Here is a 17,828-nt window from a genome sequence, read left to right on the forward strand (position 1 = left end):
GGTCCTCGAAATCCACGAAACGCGTTGTCTGGAAGGCGGGACGCACGCGGATGCAGGGTCAGCACGTGCGCCCCACCGGCTAGGAGAGGGACCGTCGTTCGAGCTGGCGGAAGCGGCGGGTCGACATCGGGGGTACGAGTGGACCCCGGGACACGTAGGCGTCGACGCACCAGGGCAGGACGTGGCTGACGCCGCGGGGGTCGTAGCCGTCGGGTAGTACGCCGTTCCGCTGGTTCAGCTCGGTGGTCTTCAGTAACCAGCGTCGTCGCTGGCGGTCGCGGACGTTGCGGGTCCTACTCATCGTCGAGCCACTCCGCACCGGCCAGGTCGCGGTGGTGGCCCTGGTGGTAGCTGCGCTCGCAAGGCCGCCCGGTGGCGGGATTGCGACCGTCGCAGGGGTCGGCCGCGTGCAGGATCGGCCAGCCCCTGTCATCTGTCCCGGCCGCGCGACCACCACCCCGCTCGGCCCCTCGCCCCGTGTTTATCGTCATGTAGCCATCCTGTTTCGGACAGTGACGACAGGGAGGGGCCATACTGGTGGCCAATGACCTGATGGAGGCGTGGCGGGAGTGGACACCGGGGTCGGGGGGCTGATCGCTCGGCTGCGGGCGGAGCGTGAGATCAGTCAGGCTCAGCTGGCGGACATGCTGTCGCGGGCGTCTGGAAATCCGGCCGTTACCCGCAATGAGATCAGTCGGTGGGAGTCGGGGCGGCGCAGGCCGCGGCGGTATTGGCTGGAGTGGATTGCGGTTGTCTTTGGGATGAGTTTGTTTGATTTCGAGGACCTGGCTCGGCTGGCGACGCCGAGCGTTGATGCCAACGAGGCTGAGGCGATCGAGCTGCGGCAGCGGGTTGCCGCGTCGGATGTTGGTCGAGCCACGTTGGAGCAGCTTGAGTTGGCGGTCGACGAGCTGGCGATCTCCTATCCGACGGCGTCGCCCGACATGCTCCTGCTCCGGGTACGACGCCACCTCGGCTACGTGAACCAACTCCTCGACGTACGCAAGACTCTTGCTGAGCACCGGCGTCTGGTCGTGACCGGCTCCTGGTTGTCGCTCCTCGCGGCCACGTGCTCCATCGACCTGGCCCAGCGGCCGGCCGCCGCTGCACGGCTGCGGACGGCGGCGCAGCTCGCGGAGCACGGCGAGCACCGGGAGCTGTCGACGTGGTGCCTGGAGACCGAGGCGTGGCAGGCCGTCACGGACGGCGACTACCGGCGCGCGATCAAGCTCAGCCAGGGCGCGCAGGCTGTGGCGCCACACGGCTCCTCGGCCTTCATCCAGGCCACGGCTCAGGAGGGCCGGGCACATGCACGGCTTGGGCACACCCGCGAGACGCTGCAGGTCCTGTCACGCGTCGAGCACCTGGTTGCGCCGCTGAAGGTGCCGGACAGGCCCGAGCACCACTACCGGTATGACCCGGGCAAGAGCAACGCTTACGTCGCAACCACGCTGTCGTGGCTGGGTGATCCTGGTGCGGAGTCGATCGCACGGCAGGTGCTCCGTGAGCTGGAGGCCCCGGCGTACGGGCAGCCCCGCCCCCGTCGTGCGGCGACCGCGAGGCTGGACCTCTCGCTCGCGTTGCTCGCCGGCAGTAAGCCCGACGAGGCGATCGCCACCACCATGGAGGCGATCGGGTCGGGACGCCTGGTGCCGTCGAACTTCTGGCGGGCCAAGGAGGTCATCAAGGCCATCGACGCTCGCGGCGTACCGGAGGCCGCAGACCTTCGGGACGCGTACGAATCCCTCAAAGCCTGAGCGACCTCGGTGATGGGTGGCTCAGCGGGCTTTTGGCTGGGTCGAGGACAATGGGGGTATGCATGTGCGTGCGCCGGAGCTCAGGGGTCGGGGATGGTTGAACACGGGGGACAGGGAGCTGAGGCTCGCTGACTTTCGGGGGCGGTTCTTGTTGTTGGATTTTTGGACTTTTTGCTGTGTGAACTGTCTGCATGTGCTGGATGAGTTGCGGCCTCTGGAGGAGAAGTACGGGGACGCGTTGGTGATTGTGGGGGTGCATTCGCCGAAGTTCGCGCATGAGGGGGAAGAGGCCGCGGTGAAGGCGGCGGTGGAGCGGTATGAGGTGGGGCATCCGGTGCTGGACGACCCGGAGTTGGTCACCTGGCAGAACTACACGGCGCGGGCCTGGCCGACGCTGGTGCTGGTGGATCCGAACGGGTACATCGTCGCCCAGTACTCCGGCGAGGGGCACGCGCACGCTTTGGATGCTCAGTTGGCGCAACTGATCGAGGAGCACGAGAAGGCGGGCACGCTGACGCGCGGGAAATCCCCGTACGTCGCGCCGGAGCCGGAGCCGACCGAGTTGCGGTTCCCGGCGAAGGTGGTTGCCCTGGGCGATGGGTTCCTGGTGGCCGATGCGGGGAACCACAGCGTGGTCGAGCTCGCGGCCGATGCCACCACGGTGGTCAGGAGGTTCGGCACCGGACAGCGCGGGTTCGTCGACGGACCGGCCGGGCAGGCCGCGTTCTCCGAGCCGAATGGGCTGACTGTCCTGCCGGCCGAGGTCGCCGAGAAGGTCGGGTACGACGTGGTGGTCGCGGACACCGTCAACCACGCCCTCCGCGGCATCAACCTCACCACCAACCAGGTGAGCACGCTCGTCGGCACCGGCGAGCAGTGGATGGACGGTGACGGCACCGACGTCCTGAGCTCGCCCTGGGACGTCGCGTGGTGGCAGGACAAGGTGTGGATCGCCATCGCCGGCATCCACCAGATCTGGACCTTCGACCCGATCACCAAGACCACCGAGATCGCGGCCGGCACCACCAACGAAGGGCTCCGGGACGGCGAGCCCGAGCAGGCATGGTTCGCTCAGACGTCAGGGCTGGCGTCGGACGGCGACCGGCTTTGGCTCGCGGACTCCGAGACGTCCGCGCTCCGCTGGATCGACACTGAGGTGCACACCGCGATCGGCACCGGCCTTTTCGACTTCGGCCTGCGCGACGGCAAGGGCGAGGAGGCACTGCTGCAGCACCCGCTCGGCGTGACGGTCCTTCCGGACGGTTCGCTGGCGATCTCCGACACCTACAACGGCGCCGTACGCCGGTACGACCCGCGCACCACCCTCGTCGAGACGATGGCGACGGGTCTCGCCGAGCCCAGCGGAGCTGTTGTCGCAGGCAACGACCTGCTGGTGGTCGAGTCGGCGGCGCACCGGCTGACCCGGATCCCGCTCGGCGCCTCGGCGAAGGCGGACGAGTTCAGCACCCGGACCCAGCGGCCGCCGATGGACATCGCGGGTGGCGAGGTCACGCTGGAGGTGGTGTTCACGCCGCCGCCGGGGCAGAAGCTGGACGACCGGTACGGGCCGTCCACCCGGCTGCTCGTGTCGTCGACCCCGGAGGCGCTGCTCAAGGAAGGTGCGGGGGATTCGACCGATCTCACCCGTCGTCTGGTGATCGACGAACGCGTCGGGGACGGGGTCCTGCACGTCGCGGTACAGGCGGCTTCTTGTGATTCGGGCGACGCGGAGTTCCCGGCCTGCCACCTGCATCGGCAGGACTGGGGCGTGCCGGTCCGGGTGGCCGCCGACGGGCCGGTCCGGATCGAGTTGGTGCTGTCGGGAGCCTCTACTCCTTGATGTCGCGGTGCTCCTCGACGACCCGGTACTCTTCCTCGACCGCCGGGTCGAGGGCGTCGTTCGGGACGCGCCGGCGCTTGTTGGTGATGTAGAAGGACAACGCGATCCCGGCCGCACCGGCGAGCATCAGGATGTAGCCGACGGCGGTCAGGTTGACGGCGTCCCAGGAGTCACGGACGGCGAACGCGAAGATGGCGCCGACCACCATCAGGAAGATCCCCACACCGATGCTCATGTCGAGCCCTTCTCGAGCTGTCGCGGACACTTCGACGCTACGCCCGCCTGACCCGGGGGACAATCAACGACGCGTGTCGATCTCCGCCCCCAGCCCGGACGGCTCGTGCTTACTCTCGGTGTACCCGGTGGTAAACCTGAGCTAACAGCTCAGCGGGTGGCCAGGGTCACGTCGCCGCTGACGGTCTTCGCCTCGATCCGGTGGGTGCCGCCGGGGTCGTTGCCGAGGCCGTTGTCGACCTCGCCGCTGCGGGTATCGGTAGTGATCCGGTAGCCGCCGGCCGGGGCGGTCACCTCGACGTCGCTGCTGGTGCCCTTCGCGATCACGTCGTTGGCCTCGTCGAGCTCCAGCGTCAGGTCGCCCGAGGTGGTCTCGACATTGACCGAGCCGCCTTTGAGGTGGGTCGCCTCGACGTCGCCAGAGGTCGCCTCGAGGTCGAGCTTGCCGGTCAGCCGGTCGATCTCCACGTCGCCCGAGGTGAGGCTCAGCTTCACGTCGCCGGACACGTCCGTCAGCGAGATGTCCCCGGACCGCGACGTGGCGTCGACGCCGCCGACACCGCTGATGGTCAGGTCGCCGCTGCCGTTCTCGCCGGTCACCTTGGTCCCGCGCGGCACGGTGACGACGAAGTCGGACCGGCACTGCCAGCCGCAGTCACCGTCGAGCTTCAGCGTCTGGCCGTCCACCGAGTACGCGTCGCCCTGCTTCACCAGCCAGTACCTGCGCTTCTCCTCGACCGTCGTCTTGTCGCCGTCGCCCACCTTGATGGTGATGTCGGCGTTCGGCGAGTCCAGCCGGACCGTGCTGATCTGCTCGCTCACCTCGTGCGTGCTGGTCGAGTCCCTGTCACCGAAGGTCCAGAACGCCAGCCCCACCCCGGTCACCAGCAGCAGCGCACCCACCTGCCCGGTCGTAGCCATCCCCATCCGCCTCTTCTCGTCCTATCCGTCGCTCGACAGTAGGTCGGTACTACGAGGCGCCGGATCCGGCACAACCCTCAGATACGCCCTGACGCCAGGCTCAGGGACAGGCGGGTCAGGACCGGTACTCACCCCGGCTGACGGCGCCGGCCAGGTCCTCGCCGATGGTGCCGAAGAAGGTCCGGGCCCACAGGTCGTCCCCATGCCAGTAGGGCCCGTCGTCACCCGGCAGCGACGCGGGCGCGGTCTTGCGCTTGAGGGCCTGCCGGCAGTTCGAGCACAGCGGCAGCTCCAACGTGCTGCCCTCGGCGTCGACCGGCGTCGGGCGCCCGGAAGACCTTCCGTGCAAGGGATTGAAGGCACACAACGGCAGTACTGCGCTGGGCTTGCGCCCGTCCGCCAGCGCGCGAGCCGTGTCGTACTCCCGGCGTCCCTGGTCCAGCAGCACCATCGCGCCGACCACGTCCACCAGATCGCGCGAGGCGTCCAGTACGCGGCCCGCGGCATCGTGGGCGTCGAGCGCGAGTTGCTGATGCCGCAGACCCTCACCGGCGACCGTCGGCAGCGCGGCCAGGTCCGACCCGAGCTGGGTGAGCTCGGCCGTCGTCTCCTTCGTCAGCCGCCGTCTGCGCTCCGCGGCCACCGTGGCGGCCACGTGCGGCGGAATGCTGAACGGCTTCTGCCGCCGCGGACCGTTGCCCCGTCGCCGCAGTCCGATGATCAGTCCGAGCGCGACCAGGATCGCGATCACCGGGATCAGGATGCCGAGCAGCGGAAACCCGCCGTCGGCGGTGGGCTGGAAGATCCGCGGCGGATTGATCGGGCTGTTCTTCTTCGGCGAGACCGGACCCAGCGGCGGGCCGGCGAGCAGTTCGTACATCCGGGCGAGCACCTCGGTCGGACCGGCGTCGTACCCGGTGTCCTTGAGCGCGTGGCCGCGGGCGTTCTGGAGTTGGTCCTCGGCCAGTTGCGGGACGTCCTTCGCCTCGAACCAGGGGAATCGCTGGCCGCCGTCGACCACGACGTACACGCCGGGCTTGCGCAGGGCGTCCATCACCAGCGTCAGGACGTTGCGCTCCTTGCCCTGGAACGCGTCGCTCGGGGTCAGCGGCAGGATGATCGAGTAGACCGGGTAGCCGAGTGCTTCGGCCTTCGCCCGCACATCGGCCCGAAGATTCTCCGGCAGCCCGGTCTTGTACGCCGGGTCGACGTACAGCGGGTCCTTCGTCAGCGCGGTCGCGATCTCCCGAGCGCGCTCGGCCGGCGTCTGGACCGGCGCCGCCCCGGCGGGCACGGCCGCCAGCGAGAGCACCAGCGCCAGTACAAGAGTCAGCGCATACCTGGCCTTCACAGCCGTCCTCCACCTCGTCGGGCGACCAGCGCCGCCAGTCCCAGCACACAACCAGCGAGCACGGCGCCGCCGAACAAGCCGAAGAAGACTCCGCCGACCCCGTTGCCGATCGCCTTGCCGACCGTGAAGCGTTCCGGGGTGTACGTCCGTTCCTCCCGCGGCGGGAGCGGCTCGGTCCGGGCCGGCTCGGCCTCGTACCGGTCGTTCAACCGGACCCCCTCCAGGTACTTCGAGAGCTGCTGCTCCATCGACTCCCGTGAGCCGCCGTACGTACTGCGGGGGCTGTACGCGCGGACCAGGTGGTCGACTCCGGTCGTGGTACCGCCGTCCATCACGAGGTAGATCCCCGGCTTCCCATTGGCCGTCGCCAGCCAGCCCGCCAGCATCGCGGTGTCACCCTTCTCCTGGAACCAGGCGCCGCTCGGGACCACCGCGACGAAGACACGCGTGTCCGACCGGCCGATCCGCTCGACCATCGCCCGCACCTGCTCGTCGTTCACAGTCACCGCGTACTGCGGGTCGACGTACACCGGCTGGTCCTTCCAGGCCTCGACGGCGGCCGCCACCCGCGGGTCCGTTGGGATGCTCCAAGCGGTCGCGGGCGCGCACACCAGCAGTCCGATCGCGGCGAGCAGCAGCACTGTGAGGCGTCTTGGCGTGGACGTGCCCGGCCACATCCCGCGACCGGCCGACCTCATCGGACACCTCCGTAGACCCGCTCGACCCGCTCGGCCAGGTCGTCGGACAGCGCGCCGAAACCGGTCGCCACCATCGGGCTGTCTTCCGGGTCGAGCGTCCAGTAGGGCTCGGGCGCCCGGTCGATGCCGAGCAGTCCCTTCATCGGCACCAGCAGCCCGCGCGGCGTCCGGCCGCGCTCGACCGTCTCCGCGCAGGTCTTGCAGGCGGGGACTTCCGTGTCGTCGGACCAGGCCGCGTGGAACGTGCCGGACGGGTGCGTCGGGTCGAAGAAGCAGGGCGGTACCAGGTCGTTGCCACTGGCCAGCTGGAAGGCCTGCCGGGCGAGCACGAACGCGCCGGTCAGGGTGAGCAGGTCCTCGGGGTCGGTGTTCCGCAGGGTCTTGGCAGCGTCGAGCCGGGCCCGGGCGTCGTCGCGGCGGTCGAGCAAGTCGGTCGTCTGCTCCCGCCGCTTCTCCAACGTCCGCAACGCCCGGCCTGCCTTCGGGATCCAGCGGTCGGCCTGGGATCGGACCGTGGAGAGGTGGACCTGTGTGGCTGGTTCCAGCTCGGCTGCCGCGGCCTTGGAGGACCTGCCCCGGCCGGACTTGCTGCGGCCCGACTTGCCCCGGCCTGACTTGCCCCGGCCGGACCGCCCGGAGGCGAGGGACGGCCGCCGGCGGTGGCGGAGTACGAGGATCAGCGTCAGGAGGAAGCCGATCACTCCACCGACACCCATCCCGATGTACGCCGACAGGTCCTCCTTGTCGGTGGTCGACCGCCCGGACCGCACCGACTCCTTCTCCAGGTCGCTCGCGGGGATCTCGGGGAGCGGGCGGCCGTCGTACGCGGTGCCGGCCTGCTGGATGGTGCGGACGATCTTCGGCGCCGGACGCTCGTTGGTGATCTTGTTGTCGAGCTTGTCGTCCAGCTGGACCCTGGTCAGGTCGCGGCCCTTCAGCCCGGCCGGGCGGAACAGCTCCGCGCGGCCGTACCAGTACTCGTCCGAGACCCGCCAGATCACGTACAGCCCCGGCTGGCCGACACGTGCCTGCAGCAACGTCGGCAGATCGACCTGCTCCTGACGCGTGTACGGCGTGTTCGGCACCAGCGCGACGTACACAGTGAAGCCGGCGGCGCGGGCCGCGGCACGGATCCGGTCCAGCTCGCTGCGCGGGAAACCGGGGCGCATCGCGGGGTCGACGTACAACGGATCCTTCCGCCAGGCGGCGGCGATCTGGTCCGGCAACTCCGGCGCGGCGGCCTGGGCCGGCGCCGGCGGCAGGAACGCCAGTACTGCGAACAGCAGGGCGAGGCGGCGCAAGGGGACGAACATCGCGCTCAGCGTACGACGAGATCCCGATTCCACGTCAGCACAGACGCCGATCGGACGACTGCGGTTCCGATCGGACGACTGCGGTTCCGGGCGGACGCTGCCCTGGCCCGGACAGGGGAGACCGGGCCAGGGACGCGATACCGCTCGGGCAGGAACTCTTCCGCCTGCCGGTCCACCCGGGAAGGGCAGATCGGCGGGCAGCCAGGGGCAGATCGGCGGGCCCCGGGAGATGCCCGAGGGATCAGAAGGCCGACTCGGGCAGGTCCATCACGTCGAGGTCGGTCATCTCGGCCTTGATCCGCTCGGCGCGCACCGTCGGCATGGTCGACCGGACGAACCACTGCGCGGCGGCGAGCTTGCCGGCGTAGAAGTCCTGGTCGGCCGCCGACAGGTCCTCGCCCAGCCTGTTCAGGGCGACCTCGGCCTGCCGCAGCATCAACCAGGAGCAGACCACGTCGCCGAGCACGTAGAGCAGCCGCGAGGTGTTCAGGCCGACCTTGTAGATGTTGCGCGGGTCGCCGTTCTCGGCCTGCGGGTTGCTCGCCATCAGCGCCTGGCCCATCACGCCGAGGATCTTCTGGGTGTCCTCGAGACCCTTGGCGAGCAGGGCGCGCTCCTCCTTCAGCCGGCCGTTGCCCGCCTCGGAGGCGACGAACGCCTGGATCTGCTCGGCCAGGTGACCGAGCGCCTGGCCCTGGTCCTTGATGATCTTGCGGAAGAACAGGTCCTGGCCCTGGATCGCGGTGGTGCCCTCGTACAGGGTGTCGATCTTGGCGTCGCGGACGTACTGCTCGATCGGGTAGTCCTGCAGGAAGCCCGAACCGCCGAAGGTCTGCAGCGACTCGGTGCCCAGCAGCGTCCACGACTTCTCCGAGCCGTACCCCTTCACCAGCGGCAGCAGCAGGTCGTTGATCGCCTCGGCCTCGGTGTCGTGCTCACCCGCGTACCGCGCCTGCTCGGCCCGGTCCTGGTACGTCGCGGTGAACAACACCAGCGCGCGCAGCGCCTCGGAGTACGACTTCTGCGTCAGCAGCGAGCGGCGTACGTCGGGGTGGTGGGTGATCGTGACCCGGGGCGCGGTCTTCGCGGAGTTGGTCAGGTCGGGGCCCTGGACCCGCTCCTTGGCGTACTCCAGCGCGTTCAGGTAGCCGGTCGAGAGGGTGGCGATGGCCTTGGTACCGACCATCATCCGGGCGTACTCGATCACCTGGAACATCTGCGCGATGCCGTCGTGCACCTCGCCCAGCAGGTAGCCCTTCGCCGGAGTGTTCTCGCCGAAGGTGATCTCGCAGGTGGTGGAGACCTTGATGCCCATCTTCTTCTCGACGTTCGTGACGTAGGCGCCGTTGCGCTCACCGGTCAGCTCGCCGGTCTCCAGGTCGAAGTCGTACTTCGGCACGATGAACAGGCTGAGCCCCTTCGTGCCCGGACCGCCGGCGCCCTCGATGCCCTGCGGGCGGGCCAGCACCAGGTGCACGATGTTCTCGGTCATGTCGTGCTCGCCCGAGGTGATGAACCGCTTGACGCCCTCGATGTGCCAGCTGCCGTCGTCCTGCAGGGTGGCCTTGGACCGCCCGGCGCCGACGTCGGAGCCGGCGTCCGGCTCGGTCAGCACCATGGTGGCGCCCCAGCCGCGCTCGATCATGTGCCGGGCGATCTTCTTGTCCCGGTCGGTGCCGTTGCGCCACAGCACGTGGGCGAAGTTCGGGCCGGCGGCGTAGATGTGCACGGCCGGGTTCGAGCCGAGCACCATCTCGGCGGCGGCCCAGCGCAGCGAGGGCGGGGTCGGCTGGCCACCGAGCTCCGGCGGCAGCTCGAGCTTGTACCACTCGGCGTCCATGTAGGCGTGGTAGCTCTTCTTGAACGACTCCGGCATCCGCACCTCGTGCGTGGCCGGGTCGTACACCGGCGGGTTCCGGTCGGCGTCCTCGAACGACTCGGCCAGTTCGTTCTTGGCCAGCCGGTCGATCTCCGCCAGCACCTCACGCGCGGTGTCGACGTCCATGTCGGCATACGGGCCCTGACCCAGCACCTCGCCGCGGCCCAGTACCTCGAGCAGATTGAACTCGATATCCCGCAGATTCGACTTGTAGTGGCTCACGCCGTCACCTCGCTCCGCTCGGTTCCGGCGCGAGCCAGAGGCTGCTGTGCCTGTTTGTTCGCTCGCTGCGCTCTCTCACGGGCTCCCCTACCTCTTCGCTTCGCTGTACTCACGAGTAACTTGAGTATATACCCGCCAGTAATCTGCGCAAAGAGGATTGGATGTGGGCGTGCCCACGACACTGATCTACGAGACGCACTCGACCACGCTGGACAACGAGAACGGCATCGCCACCGGCTGGCTTCCGGGCGAGCTGTCGGAGGAGGGGCGCCGGCACGCGGTGGACCTTGGCGACCGGCGCCGGGGGGCGGTCGACATCGTGTTCAGCTCCGACCTGCACCGTGCGATGAAGACGGTCGAACTCGCCGCACTCGGCGTGCCGCACCTGGTCGACTGGCGGTTGCGGGAGTGCAACTATGGCGAGCTGAACGGGACCCCGGCCGCCGGGCTGGCCCCGCGGGACCGGTGGATCGATCAGCCGTACCCAGGTGGGCAGAGCTACCGGGAGGTGCTGGAGCTGACCCGCTCCTGGCTCGACGACGTCAAGCGCTGGTACGGCGAGCGCCGGTTGCTGGTGGTCGCGCACTCGGCCAACAGATGGGCACTGCAGCACCTGTTGACCGATGTTCCGTTGGAGGAACTGGTGGACGCGCCCTTCGACTGGCGGCCGGGCTGGGTGTACGAGATCTAGTGTCCCGTAAGCGAGATAGCTTGACGCTGGAGGCGCCCAGGCACGCACCTCGCGGCGTTGGAGAAACGTCCACGATGCCAGAGCATCGAGGACGCTTCTCCGCCTTGCGATGCACGCACCTGGACACCTCCATCGTTCAAGCTATCTCGCTTACGGGACACTAGGGGTTGTAGACGGCGGCGCTGCCGTAGAGCTGGTTGGTGAAGCCGGAGATGTAGCTGCTGGAGTTCCCGGCCCGCAGGTCGTAGGTCAGGAAGACGCCGTAGCCCTCGTTGACGGTTCGTGCCGCCAGGGCGGCCGCGTTGGACGAGTTGTTGATGTGCACGGCGGCCGGGGAGAGTCGCGCCTTGTCGCTCGGGCCGCGCGGGACGGACCACGTTCCGTAGTACGGGTTCCAGGCGTAGTCGAAGGTGTTGGCGATGCTCTGGCCGTTGTAGCTCAGCCGGGCGGCCGACGGGCCGATGTCGTAGAGGGTGATCAGCTTGTTCGGCAGTTTCTGCCGCAGCGCGGAGACCAGGTAGAAGAAGGAACTCGCGTTCGGCTGACCGGTGCCGTTGACGCCGTACTCCGCGTACTCGTCGTCGAAGTCGATGCCGTCCAGTCCGTACCGCGTGACGGCGTCGGCGAGCTCCTGCGCGAACGCGTCGGCGGCCTGCTGGGACGGGAAGTTCGCGAAGCCGGCGCCCTGGTGGTTGCCGAGGATCGACAGCAGCACCTTGATGCCCTTCTGCTGCAGCGGCCGGACCTGGGTCGCCACGTTGTCGAGCACGTTCTGGACGTTCTCGTTGAAGTGCAGATAGGCCTTCGAGCCGTCGTAGTTGATGTTCGCCGCGAAGATGACGGCGATGTCGAACACCTGCGCGCCGCCTTGGGCCAGCCGGTACCTGCCGGCGTTCAGCATCGACTCGTTGTTGACCTCGACGTAGACGACCGAGATCGGGCCGGACTTGGCGGCGGGAGGCCGTCGGCCGGCCTGGGCGGGCAGCGTGACGCCGGCGGTGGCCGCCGCCGTGGTCGCGGCGAAAGCGGACAACAGGGTTCTTCTGCGCAGGTGCTGTGGACTCATGCTGGTCGGCTCCTTGCCTGGGGCGGGACAGGAGCTACCAAGATAAACCGGTATAGCGTGGCTCGCTCGGGAACGGCGGGGCTCGCGATTTGGGTAGTGATAGACCAAGATGGTCCCGGCAGGGGGAAGAAAGTTACGGGGGCTGACCGGAAGAGGACGGATGAGCACAGCACCCGGTACGGCGGTCGACGTCCGGCGGACCCGCAGGTCCCTGGTGGCCGGCACGGTCGGCAACTTCGTCGAGTGGTACGAGTTCGGCGCCTACGGCTTCTTCGCCACCGTGATCGCGGCGAACTTCTTCAGCAGCACCTCGACCAGCGATGCCGAGAGCCTGATCAAGACCTACGCCTCGTTCGCGCTGGCGTTCTTCTTCCGGCCGATCGGCGCGGCCCTGTTCGGCCGGCTGGGGGACCGGATCGGCCGGCGCCCGACGCTGATCCTGGTCCTGCTGCTGATGACCGGCTCGACCACGCTGATCGGCGTACTGCCGACCTACGCGGCCGTCGGAGCGGCCGCGCCCTGGCTGCTGACCCTGGTCCGGGCGCTGCAGGGGTTGTCGGCCGGCGGCGAGTTCGGCGGCGCGGTGTCGATCATGACCGAGTTCGCGCCCAAGACGAAGCGCGGCCTGTACGGCGCCTGGCAGTCCTTCACGGTGGCGCTCGGGTTGCTCACCGGAGCCGGTCTCGCGGCGATTCTCGCGACGGTCCTGAGCAAGGAGGCACTCACCGACTGGGGCTGGCGGATTCCGTTCCTGCTGGCTCTCCCACTCGGCCTGGTCGCGTTGTGGTTGCGGCTGAGGCTGGACGAGACGCCGAGCTTCTCGAAGGTCCAGGAAACGCAGGCGCCGCCGGCGGACAAGGCTGAGGTGGCGAAGGCGATCGCGGTCGGCATCGGGCGGCTGATGGGCTGGTCGGCGGCCGGCTACACCTTCCTGGTGGTGATGCCGTCGTACCTGCAGGCCACGCTGAACGCGACCTTCCAGCAGGCGCTGGTGGCGACGGTACTGGCGAACTTCGGCTTCGCCGTGTCGATCCTGCCGGCCGGCTGGCTGAGCGACCGGATCGGCCGCCGCCCGGTGATGGTGGCCGGCGCGGCGCTGGTCGTCGTACTGGCGTTCCCGTTGATGAATCTGCTGCAGGACAAGGAGAGTTCGAACGCGGCCAAGGGGATCGCGATCTTCGCGGCGGGGTTGGTGGTCGGGTTGATGGCCGGGCCGGGGCCCGCGATGCTGGCGGAGATGTTCCCGACCAGAGCGCGCTACACCGGGCTCGGGCTGGCGTATTCGCTGTCGAACGCGGTGTTCTCCGGCTCGGCCGGACTGATCATCACCGAACTGATCAAGCGCACGAAGAACATCGACATCCCGGCGTACTACGTGGTGGTGACGTGCGCGGTCAGCGTGATCGCGCTGCTCACCTTGCGAGGCGACGACCACAAGCGGGAGTTGCGGGACTGACATGCGAGTCATCGGCCTGATGTCGGGCACCTCCTACGACGCGATCGACGCCGCGGCGGCGGACCTGAGGATCGAGGGCGACCGGATCGTCCTCACCCCGCTGGGGATGCTCAGCCGTTCCTATCCTGAGCCGTTGCAGGCGGCCCTGGCGAGTTCTTTGCCGCCAGCAACTACGTCGCTCGAGCAGGTGTGCCGGCTGGATACGGGTATTGGTCAGGCCTTCGCCGCGGTCGCCGAGCAGGCGGTCGAGCAGTTGTGTGGTGGGCGGGCGGAGCTGATCGTCTCGCATGGGCAGACGGTTTTCCATTGGGTCGATGAGGGGCAGGTTCGCGGCACGCTGCAGCTCGGTCAGCCGGCGTGGATCGCTGAGGCGACCGGGACGACGGTGGTCTCGGATCTGCGGTCGCGTGATGTCGCGGCGGGCGGGCAAGGCGCTCCGCTGGTCAGCATCGTGGACGTGCTCTGGCTGCGCGGTCGGTCCGGTACGCCGGTCGCGCTCAACCTCGGGGGGATCGCCAACATCACGGTGGTTCCGGGGGCGGGGGTCGAGGCACCCGGGAGGGGGACGCTCGCGCTCCCGGGGGCCTCAGGAAGTGCGGCACGGCCGGGTGGTGCGGGGGCCGAGCCGATCGCGTTTGATACCGGGCCGGCGAATGCTCTGATGGATGCGGTGGTGCGTGATCTCACCGGCGGGCAGTCCACGTTCGACGCCGACGGGGTGATGGCGGCTCGCGGGCGGGTCCACCCGGAGCTGTTCGCCCGGCTCCTTGCCGAGCCGTACTACGCCAGGCCCGCGCCCAAGAGCACCGGCAAGGAGTTGTTCCATCTCGGGTATCTCGCCGAGGCGATGAGCGGGTTGCCGCAGATCGCGCCGGACGACCTGGTCGCCACGGTGACGGCGTTGACCGCGCGGACAGTGGCGGACGCGGTGCACGCGTACGGCGGGACCGAGGTGATCGCCGCCGGCGGAGGGATCCGGAACGCGGTACTCATGGATCTGCTGGAGCAGGAACTGCGGGGTGTTCCGCTGTTCAGCACGGACGAACTCGGGTTGCCTTCGGCGGCGAAGGAGGCGTACGCGTTCGCAGTACTGGGGTTTCTGACGGTGAACGGGTTGGGTGGGACGGTGCCGAGTTGCACCGGGGCGCGGCACGCGAGTGTGCTCGGGTCGATCACGCCGGGTGCCGGGCGGTTGCCGGTGTCGCCGCCGCCTGAGCAGGTGCCGGTCTCGCTGACCATCGATTGATCTGACCTGGGCCGCGTGTGACGATCCAGCGGTGATCAAGTCCGCGGAGATCCAGGTCGACGGGCGGCCGGCGCTGCTCACAGTGCCGGTCGATGCGCCGGTGCGGGTTGGGGTGGTGGCCCTGCACGGGTCCAGCAACTCGTCGTACCGGCAGGTGATCTTCGAGCACTTGGCCGCGACGCTGGCACCGCTGGGCGACGCAGTACTGGCTTTCGAGCGGGCGCGGAGCCGGTTGACCGAGCGGGCCGGAGCTACTCGTTGACCCAGGCAAGAATTCGGCGGGCGGACTCCTCGGGGGTGCCGTCGCCGGGGACGGAGCGGGGGACGAGTATGCGGATCTCGGCGGCGTCGGCGATGGCCTTGGCGATCTGCTCGTCGGACCAGCCGCGCTCGGCGAGCCGCTTGCGCCGTACCGGGTCCGGGCAATCCAGATGCAGCCAGCGACCCTCCGGTAGCTCCTGTGGGATCAGCGGCGACAAGAGCAGCATCGGGGTGCCGGAGCGGCGTACGAGTTCGGTGATCCGCCGCCATAACGCGTTGTACGCGGGCCAGTTCGCGGCGGCGCCGGAGTCGGCGATGTCGAGGCCGAGCACGCGACCGTCGGAGTCGAGCAACTCGTCCATGTCCATCACCACCAACTGCCCCGACCGCAGCCGCAACAGCTCCGGGATCACCGTCGACTTGCCCGCTCCCGGCGCACCCGTCACCACGTACAACCTCGTCACGGGACCATTTTCACCGACCTCCTCGACACGCGCCGCTCGGAGTCACGTCGCCGGGTTGACCTTCGAGTTGCTCGAAGACCCAGGATCGGCGCCATGACAGAGAAGTTGCTGGCGATCAGCGCCTTTGCCCGGCGGGTCGGGCTGACTCCGAGCGCCCTGCGGTTCTACGACGACTGCGGGTTGCTCCGCCCGGCCGAGGTGGACGAGCAGAACGGCTACCGGTACTACTCGCCGGAGCAGGAGGCCCGGGCCGCGCTGCTCCGGGACCTGCGGGAGATCGACCTGCCGCTGGCCGAAGTACGGGTCGTGCTCGATGAAGGACCGGCCGCGGGTGCGGCGGTGGTGCAGGCGCATCTGCGGACGGTCGAGGGGAGGGCGGACGCGGCTCGGCGCGCTGCGGCGCGGATCCTGGCCTCGCTGTCGGCGGTGCCGTACGAATGCGCGGTCACGCTGGGCGGTGCGGAACTGGCCAGCGCGATCCGGCAGGTCGCGGCCGCGGCGGCTCCGACCGACGAGATCCCCGCGCTCGCCTGCGTTCTGCTGGAGCTCGGCGAGGACGAGGTGACGCTCGTGGCGACCGACCGCTACCGGCTGTCGGTGCGCAAGCTCCAGCCGCTCGCGTTCGCGGGGTATCCGCGGCAGTTGCTGGTTCACGCCTCGGAGTTGACGGCGCTGGCTCGGTGGGCCGCCGCCGCGGTGGAGCTCCGCCTGGAGACCGGCCCGGCCGGTACTGCGATGATCGTGGACGGCGAGTCCCGTGAAGTCCCGGTCGTGGCCGAGGAGTTCCCGGCGTACCAGTCGATCCTCGGAGGTTTGGCACCGTCCAGCTGCCGGGTAGTCGCCGACCGGCTCCAACTACTCGCCCTGCTCGCCCCGCACGCCAGCTCAACCGTTGCCCTCGACATCAACTCGAACACGCTCACCCTCACCCCAATCCCCGCCTCGAATGCTGGGTCGAGTGGTAGGCAGGTGGACGTGATCGGGTCGGGCGCTGTGCGGATCGGGTTTGCTGCTTCCTTGCTGGCGGCGGCGTTGGAGGTGAGCGTGGGGCCGGACGTGCTGCTGGAGATCCGCGCGGAGGATCGGCCGGTGGTGGTTCGCTCGGCTGATCAGGGGACCTTCACCACGCTGGTGATGCCGACCCGCCTCAACGGGTGAACCGCGCGTTCTACGGCTGGCTGGCAGGCGCGACACTCTCGGCGTTCGGCGACACCGCACTGTTCTTCGCCCTCGGCTGGGCCGCGGCAGGCTTCGGCCCGAACGTCGCCGGCCTGGTGCTGACCGCCTACACCCTGCCCCGAGCCGTACTCCTCCTAATAGGCGGCGTACTAGGCGACCGCTGGGGCCCGCGCCGCCTCCTGCTCGCCTGCTACTTCCTACTAGCCACTCTCACAGCCGCACTCGCCGCCGCCTTCCAGCTAGCCGGTACTACGGTCGCCCTGCTCCTCCTGACAGCCGCCACCATCGGCACAGTCGACGCCTTCGCCCTCCCCGCCGCAGGCGCCTTCCCTCGCCTCTTCGCCGACGACACCACCCTCCCCAAGGCCATGGCCCTCCGCACCTCCACCCAACAACTGGTCACCCTGGCCGCCGGCCCCATCGGCGGACTCCTCGTAGCCGCCGTAGGCCTACCAGGCGCCCTGACCATCGATGCCCTGACCTTCGCCATCGCCTACGCCGTACTCCTCCGCATCAAGCTTCCAGACCTCCCTTCAGCTCCCTCACAACACGCGAGCGCGAAGCGCTCAACCTCACCCCAGCCGAGGCCGCGCGTGGCAGCGGAGGCTCTCGACGGCCTTCGGCTCGCCTGGTCGGATCCGGTCCTACGAGCCCTCCTGCTGACCGTCGCACTCGTAGCAGCCTTCGTACTGCCGGTCACCTCCCTCTGCGTGCCTCTGCTCGCCAGATCCAGCGGTTGGTCGGCCTCGCAGGCTGGGCTGGTTGTGGGGACGACGGTGGCGGGTGGGTTGCTGGTGACGGTGCTCGTCGCTCGCCTAGGCACCCAGAAGCACCCAGGCGCCACAGCAGCACTCGGCTGCCTCCTCGCCGCCGCAGGCATCGCCGGTCTCGCGCTGTCGCCGTCCGCTCACCCAGCGGCGATCGCCGCCTTCGTCCAAGGCATCGGCGTCGGCATCTTCACCTCACACCTCGCCCCGCTGTTCATCGCCAGCACCCCGCGCTCCCACCTCACCCGCCTGCAATCCCTCCTCGCCCTCGCGCAAACGCTCCCGCTGATCGCCTCCAACAACCTCCTCGGCGGCATAGCCGCCTCCAGCCCGCAGTACGCAGTACTGGCGTGTGCTGCGGGTACTGCGCTCGCCGCGGCCTGCCTATTCAGCAGCCGTGGCGTCCGAAAGGCAGTGGTAGGAGTACCTTGAGGGGATCGGAGTCGGTGGTGTCTCACTGTCGAGCACCTTGGAGTCTCCGGT

The 17,828-nt window shown here is 69.0% G+C and carries 18 protein-coding genes; 8 read left to right on the forward strand and 10 right to left on the reverse strand.

The window, feature by feature from the left end:
* Window positions 1-79: 79 nt before the first annotated feature.
* Together ABD255_RS09980 and ABD255_RS09985 are read right to left on the reverse strand one after the other, a co-directional pair.
* A complete protein-coding gene (locus ABD255_RS09980; protein ID WP_344212170.1) occupies window positions 80-301 on the reverse strand; it encodes a hypothetical protein in 222 nt (73 codons plus the stop codon).
* Complete coding sequence (locus ABD255_RS09985) at window positions 294-491, reverse strand: hypothetical protein (protein ID WP_344212172.1); 198 nt, start codon at window positions 489-491, stop codon at window positions 294-296. The genes ABD255_RS09980 and ABD255_RS09985 overlap by 8 nt, the downstream gene beginning before the upstream one ends.
* 78 nt (window positions 492-569) lie before the next feature.
* On the opposite strand from ABD255_RS09985, the gene ABD255_RS09990 reads away from it, so the two are divergent.
* Together ABD255_RS09990 and ABD255_RS09995 are read left to right on the forward strand one after the other, a co-directional pair.
* The gene (locus tag ABD255_RS09990) at window positions 570-1,757 is read left to right on the forward strand and encodes a helix-turn-helix transcriptional regulator (RefSeq protein ID WP_344212347.1); all 1,188 of its coding nucleotides are present in this window, start codon (window positions 570-572) and stop codon (window positions 1,755-1,757) included.
* Between the two features lie 58 nt (window positions 1,758-1,815).
* A complete protein-coding gene (locus ABD255_RS09995; RefSeq protein WP_344212174.1) occupies window positions 1,816-3,597 on the forward strand; it encodes an NHL domain-containing thioredoxin family protein in 1,782 nt (593 codons plus the stop codon).
* On the opposite strand, the gene ABD255_RS10000 is transcribed toward ABD255_RS09995, so the two are convergent.
* From ABD255_RS10000 to ABD255_RS10025, 6 genes are all read right to left on the reverse strand, one after another.
* Entirely contained in the window at window positions 3,587-3,832 is a 246-nt protein-coding gene (locus ABD255_RS10000) for a DUF6458 family protein (RefSeq protein ID WP_344212176.1), read from the reverse strand. The genes ABD255_RS09995 and ABD255_RS10000 overlap by 11 nt on opposite strands.
* Before the next feature lie 149 nt (window positions 3,833-3,981).
* Window positions 3,982-4,752: a DUF4097 family beta strand repeat-containing protein gene (locus ABD255_RS10005; protein WP_344212178.1), complete on the reverse strand. Its 771-nt coding sequence runs from the start codon at window positions 4,750-4,752 to the stop codon at window positions 3,982-3,984.
* A 115-nt stretch (window positions 4,753-4,867) separates the two neighbouring features.
* Window positions 4,868-6,103, reverse strand: coding sequence for a hypothetical protein (locus ABD255_RS10010; protein WP_344212180.1), 1,236 nt, complete (start codon window positions 6,101-6,103; stop codon window positions 4,868-4,870).
* The gene (locus ABD255_RS10015; protein WP_344212182.1) at window positions 6,100-6,801 is read right to left on the reverse strand and encodes a hypothetical protein; all 702 of its coding nucleotides are present in this window, start codon (window positions 6,799-6,801) and stop codon (window positions 6,100-6,102) included. The genes ABD255_RS10010 and ABD255_RS10015 overlap by 4 nt, the downstream gene beginning before the upstream one ends.
* Window positions 6,798-8,114, reverse strand: a complete 1,317-nt coding sequence (locus ABD255_RS10020) for a hypothetical protein (RefSeq protein ID WP_344212183.1) — start codon at window positions 8,112-8,114, stop codon at window positions 6,798-6,800. Before ABD255_RS10020 ends, ABD255_RS10015 begins: the two co-directional genes overlap by 4 nt.
* 241 nt (window positions 8,115-8,355) lie before the next feature.
* Window positions 8,356-10,215 (reverse strand): acyl-CoA dehydrogenase, encoded by a 1,860-nt coding sequence (locus tag ABD255_RS10025; protein WP_344212184.1) that lies wholly within the window; start codon window positions 10,213-10,215, stop codon window positions 8,356-8,358.
* A gap of 169 nt (window positions 10,216-10,384) precedes the next feature.
* On the opposite strand from ABD255_RS10025, the gene ABD255_RS10030 reads away from it, so the two are divergent.
* Complete coding sequence (locus ABD255_RS10030) at window positions 10,385-10,906, forward strand: histidine phosphatase family protein (RefSeq protein WP_344212185.1); 522 nt, start codon at window positions 10,385-10,387, stop codon at window positions 10,904-10,906.
* Between the two features lie 160 nt (window positions 10,907-11,066).
* Here the strand turns inward: ABD255_RS10030 and ABD255_RS10035 are convergent, their stop codons facing one another.
* On the reverse strand, window positions 11,067-11,807 hold the full coding sequence (locus tag ABD255_RS10035; protein ID WP_425554401.1) for an endo-beta-N-acetylglucosaminidase H: 741 nt from the start codon (window positions 11,805-11,807) through the stop codon (window positions 11,067-11,069).
* A 325-nt stretch (window positions 11,808-12,132) separates the two neighbouring features.
* Here ABD255_RS10035 and ABD255_RS10040 point away from each other — a divergent pair, with 325 nt between their 5' ends.
* The 3 genes from ABD255_RS10040 to ABD255_RS10050 are packed head-to-tail and all read left to right on the forward strand — an operon-like array spanning window position 12,133 to window position 14,936.
* Window positions 12,133-13,428 carry an MFS transporter gene (locus ABD255_RS10040; protein WP_344212189.1) on the forward strand — a complete coding sequence of 432 codons (1,296 nt, stop codon included), beginning with the start codon at window positions 12,133-12,135 and terminating at the stop codon, window positions 13,426-13,428.
* 1 nt (window position 13,429) lies between these two features.
* Window positions 13,430-14,674 carry an anhydro-N-acetylmuramic acid kinase gene (locus ABD255_RS10045; RefSeq protein ID WP_344212191.1) on the forward strand — a complete coding sequence of 415 codons (1,245 nt, stop codon included), beginning with the start codon at window positions 13,430-13,432 and terminating at the stop codon, window positions 14,672-14,674.
* 31 nt (window positions 14,675-14,705) lie between these two features.
* Window positions 14,706-14,936, forward strand: coding sequence for a hypothetical protein (locus ABD255_RS10050; protein WP_344212193.1), 231 nt, complete (start codon window positions 14,706-14,708; stop codon window positions 14,934-14,936).
* Here ABD255_RS10050 and ABD255_RS10055 read toward each other — a convergent pair.
* A complete protein-coding gene (locus ABD255_RS10055; RefSeq protein WP_344212195.1) occupies window positions 14,926-15,399 on the reverse strand; it encodes an AAA family ATPase in 474 nt (157 codons plus the stop codon). The genes ABD255_RS10050 and ABD255_RS10055 overlap by 11 nt on opposite strands.
* 93 nt (window positions 15,400-15,492) lie before the next feature.
* On the opposite strand from ABD255_RS10055, the gene ABD255_RS10060 reads away from it, so the two are divergent.
* Both ABD255_RS10060 and ABD255_RS10065 read left to right on the forward strand, forming a co-directional pair.
* The gene (locus tag ABD255_RS10060) at window positions 15,493-16,557 is read left to right on the forward strand and encodes a DNA polymerase III subunit beta family protein (protein WP_344212197.1); all 1,065 of its coding nucleotides are present in this window, start codon (window positions 15,493-15,495) and stop codon (window positions 16,555-16,557) included.
* On the forward strand, window positions 16,554-17,777 hold the full coding sequence (locus ABD255_RS10065) for an MFS transporter (protein WP_344212199.1): 1,224 nt from the start codon (window positions 16,554-16,556) through the stop codon (window positions 17,775-17,777). The genes ABD255_RS10060 and ABD255_RS10065 overlap by 4 nt, the downstream gene beginning before the upstream one ends.
* Window positions 17,778-17,828: the final 51 nt, after the last annotated feature.

The sequence above is a fragment of the Kribbella sancticallisti genome, from assembly GCF_039530625.1.
GTDB classification, from domain to species: domain Bacteria; phylum Actinomycetota; class Actinomycetes; order Propionibacteriales; family Kribbellaceae; genus Kribbella; species Kribbella sancticallisti.